Below are 14,530 nucleotides of genomic sequence, written 5' to 3'. Positions count from 1 at the left end.
TTCTGTGAAGCATTTCATAGAAGCGAAATCGCTGGCCTAAAAATTATCCCCTTTTTGCCGCTTTTATGAGCAAAACCCCATTTTGTTACATATTGAAATGTCTCTTTTGCTGTGCGTAATATGGCCATTCGTTCGCCAAAAAATAAGAAAATACTATGCAAGCAACCGCCACAACACTCGACAACGAACAGGAACACACGCCGGTCAACTCGCGTAATAAAGTCGTCATCGCATCTCTCATCGGCACCGCCATTGAGTTTTTCGACTTTTACATTTACGCCACCGCCGCCGTGATCGTGTTCCCCCATATTTTCTTCCCACAGGGCGATCCTGCGGCAGCCACGTTACAGTCGCTTGCCACCTTCGCCATCGCCTTTGTGGCGCGCCCGATTGGCTCCGCCGTATTCGGCCATTTTGGCGACCGCGTTGGACGCAAAGTCACTCTGGTGGCTTCACTGCTGACAATGGGGATTTCCACCGTCATCATTGGTCTGCTGCCCGGCTACGCGACAATCGGTATTTTCGCCCCGCTGTTGCTGGCGCTGGCACGTTTTGGTCAGGGGCTGGGACTTGGCGGTGAATGGGGTGGCGCAGCGCTACTGGCAACCGAAAACGCACCGCCGCGCAAACGCGCGCTGTACGGCTCCTTCCCCCAATTGGGCGCGCCCATCGGTTTCTTCTTTGCCAACGGCACGTTCCTGTTGCTCTCCTGGTTACTGACCGATGAGCAATTCATGAGCTGGGGCTGGCGTGTGCCGTTTATCTTCTCTGCGGTACTGGTGATTATTGGTCTGTATGTGCGTGTCTCTTTGCACGAAACACCGGTATTCGCGAAAGTTGCCGCGGCGAAAAAGCAGGTAAAAATCCCGCTGGGAACCCTGCTGACAAAACATGTGCGCGTCACGGTGCTCGGCACATTTATCATGCTGGCGACCTATACGCTGTTTTATATCATGACCGTCTATTCCATGACCTTCAGCACCGCTGCCGCCCCTGTGGGTCTCGGTATGTCGCGTAACGACGTATTGTGGATGCTGATGATGGCAGTTATCGGATTCGGCGTAATGGTGCCGGTAGCAGGCCTGCTGGCCGATGCCTTTGGCCGTCGTAAAAGCATGGTCATTATCACCACGATGATCATTCTGTTTGCGCTGTTCGCCTTTAAACCGCTGCTGGGTTCCGGTAATCCGGTGCTGGTCTTCGCCTTCCTGTTGCTGGGGTTGAGTCTGATGGGGCTGACTTTCGGCCCGATGGGCGCGCTGCTGCCGGAATTGTTCCCGACTGAGGTACGCTACACCGGTGCGTCGTTCTCCTATAACGTCGCGTCGATTCTCGGTGCCTCTGTCGCCCCCTACATTGCCGCGTGGTTGCAGACAAACTACGGTCTGGCGGCGGTGGGGATTTACCTGGCATCAATGGCGGGACTGACGCTGATAGCGCTCCTGTTAACACATGAGACGCGCCACCAGTCGCTGTAATGTGATTGCCGGATGAACGACATGTTGCCCCGGAATTCGATTGTTCAGGGGCAACATTATCGCTGAATTACGAGCCAGGAACGCACACTACGCTGGCGTTCGGGGTTAATGTTTGCGTGACCACCACAACAGGCTTACAGGGTGCTGGCGCTGGCGCTGGCTTACTGGAGAACAGGTCAATTAACCCCATTAACAGGCACAGTGCAATAATGAGGGAATAGGGCAAATGAACAAAATCCTGAAAGGCGGCTTTTTTTAAGCGAACAAAACGGCCTACCGGCTTATAATATTGTTCATATTTATAAATAGGGTTGTTCTTTGCATAAGACTTAAACCACCAATTATAAATCTGAAATGGCGCAGGGTTTTTAAATAAAATATCAGGGTCTTTTCGGAAATGCGCCTCAATAACTCTGATACGACTGGCAATCGCGTACTGGAATGTTTTCCATTTGGCTTCAAGATACCAAAAACAACTGGCGATCAGTGCAATTGAAAAAAGTGTCAGAAAGGTGATGGGTTTATCGCCATTGGTTCCCAACGCAAACCCGGCAATAGATCCTGCCCCTATCCAGCCTTTTATAAGCAAGGCTCTTCGGTCATAATCTTCATATTGATCTTGCAGCTTTAAGTATTCATCTTTAAGAAAACTGTCGCTTTGGTCTGTCATTGACGTATCTCCAGTCACGGATTTTCCCGGAGGTGTTCATAAGCAGGCTGTTCTCCTGCTGGTGAACCTGAGTCCACAAACACACATTCCATTTTCAATGCACTGATGTTTAAGACAATAATTATATTCCACGCTTAAAAATTGCGTATCTGGTTAATCTATAGAGTTAAATTAATGGCTGAACCATAGTAAATTAGAATGAATTTACTCTTCCAAAAACCACGAATACCCTATTGCATCTTCCGGGGAAAATGACCGTCATCTATCAGACAACGACGTCACGAATATTTAAATATCACCTATGGAGTGAATATCTGAACATTCACGAATTCGTGTCACAGGAAGATATACAGGAACAGGTCGACGGCTAGCGCAGGGAATATCATTAAATAAGAAACATATTCACCATTAAATATCCTGACCCCGCTAAATTTATCCGCAGCCAGGGAAAAGACGCAGATCGCTGGTTTTGTGCCGAACTGATTTTGAGCCAGAATCATGCCCTAAAGACAGTCCAGCATTACAGCGTCAAAATAACCTCTTTGAGGGTATCCAGCGCGACCGGGCGTGATAAGAAATAACCTTGCGCAGCAAACGCTGGCGAGTTCTGCACATCGCGCCACTCTTCCAGTGTTTCAACACCTTCAACAATGACGCCACGGCAATAACGGTTCATCAGTTGCAGCAGCAAAGTGAACAGATTTCGCCCCTCTGGGGTTTGCCGCAGCATAACAAACAGATCCCTGGCGACTTTGATGTAGTCGTAACGCACTTCACTGAGTGCGGAGAAGTTTGCCATTCCGGTTCCAAAGTCATCCAGCCAAAGCGGGCCAAACTCGCACATTGAGGCAAACGATGAATCTTTTGGCAGACGGATGTGCTCTACCAGCTCGAAGCGCAGCCAGGGCAGACGTTCAATCGTATTCAGGATATCGCTCTGTTGGCGCATGGCAATAAGCGTTGGGCCGTCGACGTTCACCGAGGCCAGCAAATCATGATCCCTGAAAAATCGTTCATTCTTTTCCAGCAGAGCGAGTTGCTCTTTGACAACATCGATACGGTGTCGCACCGCGACTTCGGCAAAGTAGCGATCCGGGGCCAGACGTTGAGCGGGATTATCAGGGTGTGTCACTACCGTCAGCAGTTCGACGGCCATCAATCGCCCACTGGTCTGATAGATCGGTTGGTAGGTATAAGCCCGCTCGCACTGCAGCCAAAAGCGCCGCTCCTGCAAGCTTTCGATGCTTGCATCAGGAATGCTTAGCTGCTGGATAACCTGCTTTATCATCTCAGATGTCCTGTGTGTGAGAGTGTGACTGCCCGGACTCGTCAAAGGTTATCGGCGCTTAAGCGGAGAACTTTATGTTCAGTCACTTGCAAAATAGAAAACAGATCGCCAAAAAATCATCTCAGAATACGCGTTGGCTCAAAAAAATAATGGAACGTTGTTTTAATATGGTTGACCACTAAACACCCACAGCGCACACTACCGCTATTATTTTCAGAGCAGGTTCACGACTATGTCCAAAAAGATTGCCGTGATTGGCGAATGCATGATTGAGCTGTCACAGAAAGGCGCCGACGTTCAGCGCGGATTCGGTGGCGACACGTTGAATACATCCGTTTATATCGCCCGCCAGGTCGATTCTGCGGCATTATCCGTTCACTATGTCACGGCACTGGGCACTGATAATTTCAGCCAGCAAATGCTGGAATCCTGGCAGGGTGAAAACGTCGATACCTCCCTGACGCAACGCATGGGGAACCGTCTGCCGGGCCTCTATTACATTGAGACCGACAGCACCGGCGAGCGCACCTTCTACTACTGGCGTAATGAAGCCGCCGCAAAATTCTGGCTGGAGAGCGAGCAGTCTGCCGCGATCTGCGAGGAGCTGGCGACATTCGACTACCTGTATCTGAGCGGCATCAGTCTTGCGATCCTGAGCCCTGGCAGTCGCGAGAAATTATTGACCCTGCTGCACGAGTGTCGCGCCAACGGCGGGAAAGTGATTTTTGACAACAACTACCGTCCTCGCCTGTGGGCAAGTATTGAAGAGACGCAGCAGGTGTACCAGCAAATGCTGGAATGCACCGACATCGCCTTCCTGACGCTCGATGATGAAGACGCGCTGTGGGGCGAAAAACCGGTTGAGGACGTGTTTGCACGCACCCATGCGGCGGGCGTACAAGAAGTGGTGGTAAAACGCGGCGCGGACTCTTGCCTGGTCTCAATTCAGGGTGAGGAACTGATCGATGTCGCGGCCGTGAAACTGCCGAAAGAGAAGGTGATTGACACGACTGCCGCGGGCGACTCCTTCAGCGCAGGCTATCTGGCTGTGCGTTTGACCGGCGGCACTGCGGTTGATGCAGCAAAACGCGGTCATCTGACAGCCAGCACCGTCATTCAGCATCGCGGGGCAATCATCCCACGCGACGCAATGCCTCAGTAATGCTCATTATCAGGCCTACGGTCTTGTAGGCCTGATAAGCGTAGCGCCATCAGGCATCACACTATCGCCGGATGGCAGCGTTAACGCCTTTTCCTGCCTACCTTTCTACTGTGCCGCCGGAATGTCGGTCACTTCCGGATGCGATTCATCCATTTCTATGCTGGTCGCGGCTGCCGCTGAAGCGACAGGCGTCATGATTTGATCCCATGTTGCCTGGAGATCTTTCATGTTGAACTCCGGTTCGCCTTTCGGTTGCAGCAGAATCAGTGCCATATCCTGCGATAACTGCTGGCGAAGATCCTGATTCAGCATTTCAACAGTGAGGCTGTTGAGGAAGTCCTGGCGTAGTTTCTGATACTGCTCAGGGGCGATATCCACCACCTGATTTTGCAGCGAACGCATGCGCTGGCTAATCAGGATATCAGTATCGGTACGCGCATAGGTCGCAAACAGCTTCTGCAATTCCAGACTCTTTTGCGCCACCAGCGCGTTAAATTCCTCTTCCGGCAGGCCATCGTTGCGAACTTTCGCCAGCTCACGCGCCACCATCCCCAGATTCGCATTCAGCCTGTCGTTGGCTGACTCGATGTTGATCGCGCATTGGGCGCGCAGGAACAGTACCCGGCAGTCAAAGCCCAGACCAATTTTCGCGTTGTTCTTGCTCAACGTTTGCTGAACATGCCAGAACAGCGCTTCACGGGCTAAATCAGCACGCCAGTAGCGCAGCAATGCGGCAGATTCGCGGATAGGTTGCCACGGCGCGTCCCACATAATGGAAAGACGATCCTGGCGTACGGCATCCGTCATGATACTGACCGCTTCCGCACGCAGCGGTGAAAGGGTCGGTACGGGCGCAGGCGTTTCACGCTTGCCTTTTAATTCACCAAAGGTTTTGTTGATTTGCTCTGCAACCGAACGCGCATCAACGTTGCCGACAATAATCAGCGTCATCGCGTCTGGGGTGTACCATTTCTGGTAGAAATCTTCGATTTTCGCCGCATCGACCGGCTGTTTCAGCGGGTCTGCAGGGTCATGGCCTAACAATGCCGACCCTTTCAGACGATAGCGCCACCACCCTTCTTTGGTGTCCATCGGCCAGGTCGTGACCATATCTTCGCTGCTCAGCGCGTAATTCACCGTTTCCGGTGTGATCGTTAGCTTACCGGAGACGGTGGCCAGGTAAGAGAGTGCTTCTTTAAGCAGATCGTTACGGCTATTCGGCAAGCTGAGGTTATACAGCGTGGAATCGTAGGAAACGATAACCGGCGGCATCGGGCGTTTAGGATCAAACCCTTGCTGCCAAAGTGAACGTGCTTGCGTGGCCTCCAGGCCGCCGCTTTGCGTCAGCGCAATACGCGGGATAGCATGGCTGAAACCGCTCTGTTGTGTGCTCTCAGCGAGAGAACCGGTATTGACCAGCAGGCGAACCTCAATTCGGTCGCTGGGGCGCTGCGGAGTGGCTAAAACTTGCCACTGCAAACCATTTGCCAGCGTCCCCTGTTGCCATGCTGGATCGGGCTGGAGCGCATCAGCCTGCACATAGCCGGCAGCGGCCATCATCAGCAAACCGCCCGCTAAAAGTCGAATTTTTGTGCCCTGCATGTGAACCCCTGATCAACAATCCTGGTAATAAAAAGACAATCCTGAAAAGGCTTATCTGAATATGACGTTAAAAACACTTCGTGTTAGACCGCAAGAACATGGAAATGTCACGGAAGAAGTGTAAAAAAACCGAAGCCGCCGGGTAAGGCGGATTCTGGTGCAGGGGTCAATTATGCGCAAACACCCGCAGTCCTGGAAGGGACTGCGGGCATTAGAGGCGAGATTAAGAGGATATTTCGTGCGATTTGCCTTCCGGCGAACGATTATTCAGCACATCGTCGAGTTTTTTGTGGTCCAGTTCTTTCACCCATTTGGCAACCACGACTGTCGCCACGCCGTTACCGACCAGGTTGGTCAACGCACGGGCTTCAGACATAAAGCGGTCGATACCGAGGATCAGCGCCAGACCCGCAACCGGTAAATGCCCGACGGCGGAGATGGTGGCAGCCAGAACGATAAAGCCACTTCCGGTCACCCCTGCGGCCCCTTTCGAGGAGAGCAGCAACACCACCAATAGCGTTATCTGATGGAAAATATCCATATGGCTGTTCGTCGCCTGCGCGATAAACACCGCCGCCATGGTTAGATAAATGGATGTGCCATCCAGGTTGAATGAATAGCCGGTTGGAATAACCAACCCGACGACCGACTTCCGACAGCCCAGTTTTTCCATCTTGTCGAGCATACGCGGCAACGCAGACTCGGACGAAGAGGTTCCCAGTACAATCAGCAGCTCTTCACGGATGTAGCGAATAAATTTGAAAATGCTAAAGCCAGTTGCACGGGCGATCCCACCCAGTACTACCACCACGAACAGGATACAGGTGATATAGAAGCAGATGATCAACTGCCCTAACTGCACCAGCGACCCCACACCGTATTTGCCGATGGTAAAGGCCATTGCGCCAAACGCACCGATAGGCGCCAGACGCATGATCATGTTGATGATGCCGAAGATGACCTGCGAGAAGCTTTCAATCACGTTGAAAATCATCTGCCCTTTGCTGCCCAGACGATGGAGAGCAAAACCAAACATCACGGCAAACAGCAAGACTTGCAGGATGTTACCGCTGGCGAACGCACCGATAACGCTGCCCGGGATAATATCCATCAGGAAGCCCACGATCCCCTGGTCCTTCGCCTGCTCGGCGTAAATCGCGACGGCTTTGGCATCCAGAGTGGCCGGGTCGACGTTCATCCCGGCGCCAGGTTGCACCACGTTTACAATGATGAGGCCGATGATCAGCGCGATAGTACTGACGACTTCAAAGTACAGCAGCGCAACCGCACCTGTGCGGCCAACGGCTTTCATGCTTTCCATGCCTGCAATGCCGGTTACGACAGTACAGAAGATGACAGGAGCGATGACCATCTTAATGAGCTTAACGAACGCGTCGCCAAGCGGTTTCATTTGAGCGCCTAATTCAGGGTAGTAATGGCCAAGGAGTATACCAATGGCGATTGCTGTCAGGACCTGAAAGTAAAGGCTTTTGAACAGAGAGGTTTTCATAGGGTGTCCTTGAAGTAAAAACCACAGGCCTTGTAAGGTTATGATTGACCTGCGGCCTTAAAATAACACCCCAACAACATGACAGAAATGTACCTGGATCATAATTGAAACAAAAATGTTAAAAAATTTGAACTGGCTCGCACAAGCCCGACCTTTTTTAAGTTTTGTAATCAGGCGATACGTCATTCAGGTAACGTTCTTCAAACACTTCAGCAGGAACAGGACGGGCAAATAAGAAACCTTGCGCCACTTCGACCCCCGCATTTGCCAGCCAGTCACGCTGCGCTTGTGTCTCCACGCCTTCTGCAATCATCTGTAAATTGAGGCTACGCGCCATCAGGATAATTGCGGTGACCATGCTGTTATCTTCCGGTAACCCATCAACAAACATTTTATCGATTTTGAGCACATCGACTGGCAGCGACTTCATGTGTTGTAGCTGGCGTAACCCCGCGTATCCCATGCCAAAATCGTCCAGCGCAATTCGAACGCCTGCATTACGTAATGGACGTAAGATCGCGACCGCGGCATGAGGGTCGTCAATCCGGCGGCTTTCTGTCACCTCCAGAATCAATGTGCCCGGCTCGATGCGGTAACGGTTTAACAACTCCAGCAGATCCGACACCATACTCGGGTGCATGAGCTGCAACGCGGAGAGATTCACGGAAAGCGGCATCATCTGACCGCGCTGTTGCCAGGCCGAAAGCTGGCGGCAGGACTCTTCCAGCACCCAATGGCCGACCGTCACCATCAGGCCACAGGATTCAATGCGTTCAATCAACCCTTCAGGCAGTTCCCAGCTTCCATCCGGCTGCTGCATACGCAACAACGCTTCTGCGCTCAGCACCTTGCCGCTGGACATCTCCACCTGCGGCTGTAACCAAAGGGAGAACTGGTGATTGTCCAGCGCGCTAAGAATATCGCTTTCTTCAGTCAGGCGTTGCTGTGCCAGCTCCATCTGTTTCGGATCAAAGAACTGAATTTGATTTTTGCCTTTTCGCCGCGCGGTAAAGGCGGCGGACACCGCGCGACCGTACAGTTGCTCTGCGGTTAGATCGCCATAAAACATTGCAACGCCAATGCTACAACTGGGGCGCAGTTGTATGCTTTCGATTGGCAGTCGTTCATTAATGATAGTGAGCACTTGCTGACCTAATGTTATCGCATGCCACGGCTCTTTGACGCCATGCGCGATGATCGCAAAGTCATAACCGCTCACCTGGGTGAGCACCATTCTCGGCGCCAGCACGGATTTCATCTTTTCCACCAGCGTCAGCAGCAGGATTTCCCGCTGCGTCTCTTTAAGAACGCCAGCGGTATCCCGCAGTGTTTCGCATGTCACAATCATCAATGCCGTTGTCTGCTGGCGCGCGACCACTTGTTCCAGCATCCCCATCAGGAACGCTTTATTCGGCAACTCTGAAACCGGAAAACGCATCGCGTTGTCCGTCTGCTCTTCGTTGTAACGCAGCAAAATCTGCTGATTCAGGTTGTAACTGCGCACCAGCATGCCGATTTCATCATCCTGATGCAGCCGCGGTAGCGTCAGTTGATGCCCGATCAGGTCTTCTTGCGAAACGTCATTGAGCTCACGCGCAATATTACGTAATGGATGCAAAATCAGGCGGTTTACACACCAGGAGATAGCCACCGTGAGCACCAGCGACAAAAGTAAGTAAATGGTCACTAATGTGGAGACGGTGCTCATGACAAACTTATACATGCGGAACGAGTCGGCCTGGAGCACCAGATACGCCAGCGGCTGCGGGTTTGCCGGGCGTTCAAGCGAATAAACCGGCAGCGAGATCTGTACCGGCAGCTCGAACAGGCGCGTGATCATGACCGGCACCGGGCGCTCGGGAATAAAGCTGATACGCAGCGCCTGAAACTGATTAGGCAATACGACATCGGCGCGGCTGACCACCCCGGCAGGTCTGATACTGACAAGAATAGATTCCGCTTCGGGGATATCGCCCTTGAGTATTGCCGCAGACAAAGGTTCCCGAACAGAGCGAGCGATGCTTTCCAGTTGCGTAGCCGTGTTATAGCGGTTCTGCTGTACCAGATGAAACAGCAAAACGGTGCAAAATATAAAAACGAACACCATGACAACGGCCGCAACCATTGCCATCTGCTTAATTGTTAACGAGCGACTGACGCGCAAATTGACTCTCCAGGAATATCTTTAAAAGCCGCCAGAGTATACCCGATCGTGACGGCATTAAGAGAGGCGGTATCTGAAAACTTACCAGTCGGCGTAAGGCACCAGCGGCTGTGGCGGCAAATCCATATCACCCTGCCAGCCTGCGGCAGAATAACGCGCATACAACAAGAAATGGCTTGGGGTGTAGTCCTTCGCCTCCTGAATATCTATCGCCGTTCCGATAAACCAGTTAGAGGTGACGCGACGTTCGATCAGCGCCCGCGCCGTGTAGCCAAAGCCCTGGCTACTACCGCCATCGTTGGTCTGGGTGCGTGCTTCATCCTGAAAATCTTCGGGGATTAGATTGATAAGTGGATAACGCGGCATTGTCTTGGTGCGCGAATGCGACCAGGACACGGAACCGCCCAACTCCCATGACCAGTGTTCTGTGCGTTGGCGCCACATCACCGGTACGGCGAATGAGAGATACTCTTGCGGGCTGTAGTAACCGCCCTGTCCCAGCGAATATCCGCTCAGGTCTTTGTCGTAGTGCCAAATCATGTTGTTCAGACCGATAGTGACACGACGATTATTCTCGTTAATGATCTTGTAGTAGTAACCGGTCATCCAGCGCACGCGCCAGTTGTCTTCCACGTTCTGCCCGGTGAGCTGATCGCCGGTCAGTGACGCCCAGACGCCGTTCGCTTCGCCTTTGTCATAGCTGAGGCTGACGCCGCCGCCGTCTGCACGCACACCACCCCATGTTTTGTTGGTATTACTTGGCGCATCTTTCTGCCCGCCAAAGGCCAGCAGAGAACTGGAGATAGGACGACGGTGCGCGTTCAGAGTGTATCCCAACGGGCCGATGTCGTTGCTGTAACTCACGCCGCCCACGACATCAACAATATTGAAGCCCATTGGCGTGGTGCCAATATCCCAGCTCCAGGTGTCATTCGCCCAGCCAACGGCGACGCTGGCGCCACGATCCGACTGACTGCGGCTGCCGCTACAGTCGGACAAGGTACACGTGCCCCAGTTGTCATCGTATTGCCCGTTGGCATCATCAGAGAAGCTGCCTACGTTCACGTTGACCATGTCGGTACGAAAGAACATGCGCCCGTCGGAATACGGCGCATCCACATGCAGCATGGTGGTGTGTGCTTTCAGGTCAGAATACCCGCCGGTGCCGCTCGATCCCCAATAATCATGCTCAAGGGTGACGTTGAGATCCTGCTGACGATATAAATCTGCCGCATCGCTACGTACGCCGCGTTTCAGCCAGTCGTCTTTCTCGTCATTGCGCGTCAAACGGGTAAACGTATCATTATCCTCGGGACGCGTTGGCGTGATCCCCGCAGCGACCATCGCATCTTTGTAGGTGTCGAGCGCCTGCTCTGGTTCGCCCGCCTGCGCCTGAATCGCAGCAGCGTCACGCAGCACCATCGCATTTTCCATTGACGGTGGTTGCGACTTCGCCTGCGGTACGATTTTATTGAAGGTTTGCTGCGCGCTCGCGGTGTCGCCCAACTGCATCTGCGCCAGCGCGATACGACGCTGCATATTGATGGACGGCGTTTCTCCGGCTTCTGCCGCCGGCAATTTTGCCAGTTCAGCGCGGGCCGCCGCTTTATCCCCTTGAGCGAGATAGACTTCCGTCAAACCAAGATGGGCATCAACGTTATTCGGCTCGCGAGCCAGAACCGCCTCATAGGAAGCGCGTGCAGTCGCGTACTCACGGCGCTGTTGCGCCCAGTCGGCAAGCGTTAAATCAATACGTGTGGAGGCGGGTTGCTGGCGGAGTAACTCTTCCGCGTCCTGTTCTTTGCCGCTGTCACGCAGACGGTTAGCGGTTTCCAGCACCTGATTGCTTTGCAACCGGTCTGCCAGTTCCTGAATGTTGCTGTTCCACTGGCTGCGCGGCAGGCTGTTAATATGCGCCATTGCCGCACGATCCTGATCGTTACCGGAGAGGTAAAGTCCGTAGGCGTAGACCTGTTCCGGGTCATTGGGCTTCTGGCGCGCCAGCGCGCTCATTTGCGCATCGGCCTGACTGCGCTGCCCGGCGTTCCATAAATCGCGTGATAAACGATAAGTGACCCAGACGCTGCCCGGATCCATGGCCAGTCGGCGACGGTGTAGTTCAGCGGCTTGCGCCCAGTTCCCCTGATTTTCCAGCGCTTCTGCTCGCTGCGCCAGACGATCGTTTTCCAGGCTGCGCTCAATGTCATCAATACTGCGACGCTGGCTGGCGGAGAGCGAGGCGATAAATGCCGAGGCTTTCTCCGGGGATTGCTGGCGATAAATATTCGCTAACCCACGCACTGCGTTGCTGTTGCTGCTGTCCATGCGCAGCGTTTGTTGATAGTACCGTTCGGCGGCGGCGTAATCTTTACGCGCCATCGCCACATCACCCAGTCCCAACACCGCATAGCTGTCAGTGTTATCAATGTTTCTCGCCTGCTGATAAAGACGCTCTGCCTGGTCTGGATTATTGGCTTTCAGGGCAGCGTCACCCTGCTGAATTGACAGCCAGTAACGGTTGACTTTAAGCAGGCTTTCCCACTTGTCGCGGCTGCTGCTTTGCGGGTCCATCGCCAGGGCTTTCTGAAATTGCGCCACGGCGCGTGCGCGATCGCCACGCTGTGAATAGGCTTGCCCCAGCGCGCCAACGGCTTCGCTGTCGTTATGGTTTGCGCTGACAGCCTGCTGTAATTCCGACACGGCTTTGCCGCCTTGTCCGGCGTCAACCGCAGCCATCCCCTGGGCTCTTGCTTTGAACGCGGGATCGGCCAGTTGTTTTTGTTGATCATTTAGCTTGCCGCGCGCTGCATTGACGCTGCCGCCTTCGCTGAACACCGTCAGGTACTTTTGCAGTGCCTGTACGCTGGATTCACTTACCGGCAAGTCTTTTATCTGACCATACCAAATATCCGACGCCGCGTTGCGTCCGCTGTTGGATTTCGCCATCTGTTCTAATACCGCAAACCCTTCGTCGCGCCGTCCACTGTCAAACATCAGCTGCGCCAGTGAGTTTTGTAAAGCGTTGTTGCCCGGGTTGCTGGCATTGATTTTTTTGAGCTGATTAATGGCCTCATTGCGTCGTGCGGGTAATTTCGCCACCGTCGTCCAGTATTCGACGGCCAGCTCACCCTCAGGCGGATTCCCCTTGAACAGCTTATCGTAAGCGGCAATCGCTTCTTCCGGATGCCCGGTGGTGGCCTGCAGACGCGCCTCCTGCAAAGACTGTCTTCCCTCCGCCGTGGAGAGCAGCATGGTCGTGTGGGACGATTTATACGCGGTGGAACTCGGTGCTAATTGGGAGAGTCGGTCGAGTTGCTTCTGTGCCCCAGCGATATCGCCCTGACGCAGTAAATAACGAAAACGGGCGGCAATCACGTCCGGATTATTCGGGTTCATCAGTTCCAGACGATACAAAGACTGTCGCACCAGATCTTCACGGTGCGAGGCTTCGCCGAGTCGCACCTGCTCCAGCAGTTGCTGTTGCGCGGAAGGCGCGGCATGAACCATCGGCATTAATGTCAGGCCGAGCGATATACTGAGTAAACTTAGTGTGAACTTGCGCATTCCTGGCCCCAGTCAGGTAGTAACTCACCACGAAGGGTGAAGCGAAAACGATGCTGATCCCAACCTTGTCCAAAAAGGGTCAGCACGTAGCTGTAATAGGCATCGCTGCCAGGAAAGTTGTCAGTCACACGCTGTCGCTGCACCGCTGTCGCATCGCGGTTTTGCAGAAAAGGCAGCATCGCGGCAGAGAAGCCCACCGGGCCATTGCCCTGTGCTTTGCCGCTGGCGACGTCCACTTTCTCCGGCGGAAGGCCGTTTTTTGTTGTCAGGGTAGCCATCGGTTTAAATCGCGCGAGCAGGCGCGCTTTTTGCGGATCGCCATCATGCAGCATACCCGCCCACATATAGACGCGAATGGCATCGTAGCTGCTGACCAGCGTTTTTTCCGGCTTCAACTGCCAGCCTTTGTTTTTCTCATAACGCACCCAGTCCGGCGAAAAGCCTTTCGGGGCTGTTTCCAGCAACAGGCGAAGATTGGTTTCACGCAGGGTAGTCCACGGCGCGCCAAAACGGGTAAAGTACTGCGCCAGTTGCGGCGGTAAATAGCTTGGATTAAAGCGCCAGCTTGTCGTTTCCGCGAAACCCACTTTGCCCGGCAACAGCATGGAGCCCAACCCCGGCACGGTGACCACTTCCTCGCGGGCAATGCGTTTTAACAGCGCAGTGCCGATGTCGGTATAGCGCGGCGCTTTCCACAATCTGCCCGCTTCCAGCAAAGACCAGACAATCCAGACATCGGCATCAGACGCGGAATTACTGTCCAGCACGCTCCACGTTTTCGGATCTTTTTGCCCCCAGAGCCAGGCTGGCAGATGCTCCTGCAAAGCGCCCTGCGCCAGGTTGTTCTGCGTCCAGTCCAGCAGAAGATCAAACGCCGGGCGGTCATTCGCGGCGAGGGCAAAGAACATCGCGTAGCTTTGCCCTTCCGAGGTAGAGATTTTACGCGCATCGCTGGGATCGATTACCCGCCCTTGCTGGCTGATGTAATCTTTTTTGAACTGTGTCCAGGCAGGCCATGTGCAGGCTGCCTGCACATTCACGGCGGCCACCATTAACACCGTTAACGTCCATCCACGAAGCGCGTTCATCGTT

The 14,530-nt window shown here is 53.7% G+C and carries 9 protein-coding genes; 2 read left to right on the top strand and 7 right to left on the bottom strand.

The window, feature by feature from the left end; all coding sequences use genetic code 11:
* The first annotated feature begins 155 nt into the window (after positions 1 to 155).
* Positions 156 to 1,478, top strand: a complete 1,323-nt coding sequence (locus ACO7SM_RS00875) for an MFS transporter (RefSeq protein WP_490469342.1) — start codon at positions 156 to 158, stop codon at positions 1,476 to 1,478.
* Between the two features lie 67 nt (positions 1,479 to 1,545).
* Here the strand turns inward: ACO7SM_RS00875 and ACO7SM_RS00870 are convergent, their stop codons facing one another.
* On the bottom strand, positions 1,546 to 2,148 hold the full coding sequence (locus ACO7SM_RS00870; protein WP_490469341.1) for a hypothetical protein: 603 nt from the start codon (positions 2,146 to 2,148) through the stop codon (positions 1,546 to 1,548).
* A gap of 520 nt (positions 2,149 to 2,668) precedes the next feature.
* A complete protein-coding gene (pdeH, locus tag ACO7SM_RS00865) occupies positions 2,669 to 3,436 on the bottom strand; it encodes a cyclic-guanylate-specific phosphodiesterase (RefSeq protein WP_490469340.1) in 768 nt (255 codons plus the stop codon).
* A gap of 232 nt (positions 3,437 to 3,668) precedes the next feature.
* On the opposite strand from pdeH, the gene kdgK reads away from it, so the two are divergent.
* Positions 3,669 to 4,598, top strand: coding sequence for a 2-dehydro-3-deoxygluconokinase (gene kdgK / locus ACO7SM_RS00860; RefSeq protein ID WP_490469339.1), 930 nt, complete (start codon positions 3,669 to 3,671; stop codon positions 4,596 to 4,598).
* Positions 4,599 to 4,703: 105 nt separating this feature from the next.
* Here kdgK and ACO7SM_RS00855 read toward each other — a convergent pair whose 3' ends face one another.
* From ACO7SM_RS00855 to bcsZ, 5 genes are all read right to left on the bottom strand, one after another.
* Positions 4,704 to 6,200: a M16 family metallopeptidase gene (locus tag ACO7SM_RS00855; RefSeq protein ID WP_490469338.1), complete on the bottom strand. Its 1,497-nt coding sequence runs from the start codon at positions 6,198 to 6,200 to the stop codon at positions 4,704 to 4,706.
* Positions 6,201 to 6,423: 223 nt separating this feature from the next.
* Complete coding sequence (locus ACO7SM_RS00850) at positions 6,424 to 7,710, bottom strand: dicarboxylate/amino acid:cation symporter (RefSeq protein WP_490469337.1); 1,287 nt, start codon at positions 7,708 to 7,710, stop codon at positions 6,424 to 6,426.
* A 157-nt stretch (positions 7,711 to 7,867) separates the two neighbouring features.
* On the bottom strand, positions 7,868 to 9,874 hold the full coding sequence (gene hmsP / locus ACO7SM_RS00845; protein ID WP_490469336.1) for a biofilm formation regulator HmsP: 2,007 nt from the start codon (positions 9,872 to 9,874) through the stop codon (positions 7,868 to 7,870).
* Positions 9,875 to 9,955: 81 nt separating this feature from the next.
* Positions 9,956 to 13,438 carry a cellulose synthase complex outer membrane protein BcsC gene (bcsC, locus tag ACO7SM_RS00840; RefSeq protein ID WP_490469335.1) on the bottom strand — a complete coding sequence of 1,161 codons (3,483 nt, stop codon included), beginning with the start codon at positions 13,436 to 13,438 and terminating at the stop codon, positions 9,956 to 9,958.
* The gene (bcsZ, locus tag ACO7SM_RS00835; RefSeq protein ID WP_490469334.1) at positions 13,420 to 14,526 is read right to left on the bottom strand and encodes a cellulose synthase complex periplasmic endoglucanase BcsZ; all 1,107 of its coding nucleotides are present in this window, start codon (positions 14,524 to 14,526) and stop codon (positions 13,420 to 13,422) included. Before bcsZ ends, bcsC begins: the two co-directional genes overlap by 19 nt.
* Positions 14,527 to 14,530 lie beyond the last annotated feature (4 nt).

The organism is Citrobacter sp. LJND-P06 (genome assembly GCF_058188415.1).
The sequence above is the reverse complement of the archived record's forward strand: the minus strand, read 5'-3'. Positions and strand labels throughout refer to the sequence as shown.

Coding starts and splice junctions, on each gene's coding strand:
- ACO7SM_RS00875 (WP_490469342.1), top strand. CDS start 156: ATGCAAGCAACCGCCACAACACTCGACAACGAACAGGAACACACGCCG.
- ACO7SM_RS00870 (WP_490469341.1), bottom strand. CDS start 2,148: ATGACAGACCAAAGCGACAGTTTTCTTAAAGATGAATACTTAAAGCTG.
- pdeH (WP_490469340.1), bottom strand. CDS start 3,436: ATGATAAAGCAGGTTATCCAGCAGCTAAGCATTCCTGATGCAAGCATC.
- kdgK (WP_490469339.1), top strand. CDS start 3,669: ATGTCCAAAAAGATTGCCGTGATTGGCGAATGCATGATTGAGCTGTCA.
- ACO7SM_RS00855 (WP_490469338.1), bottom strand. CDS start 6,200: ATGCAGGGCACAAAAATTCGACTTTTAGCGGGCGGTTTGCTGATGATG.
- ACO7SM_RS00850 (WP_490469337.1), bottom strand. CDS start 7,710: ATGAAAACCTCTCTGTTCAAAAGCCTTTACTTTCAGGTCCTGACAGCA.
- bcsC (WP_490469335.1), bottom strand. CDS start 13,438: ATGCGCAAGTTCACACTAAGTTTACTCAGTATATCGCTCGGCCTGACA.
- bcsZ (WP_490469334.1), bottom strand. CDS start 14,526: ATGAACGCGCTTCGTGGATGGACGTTAACGGTGTTAATGGTGGCCGCC.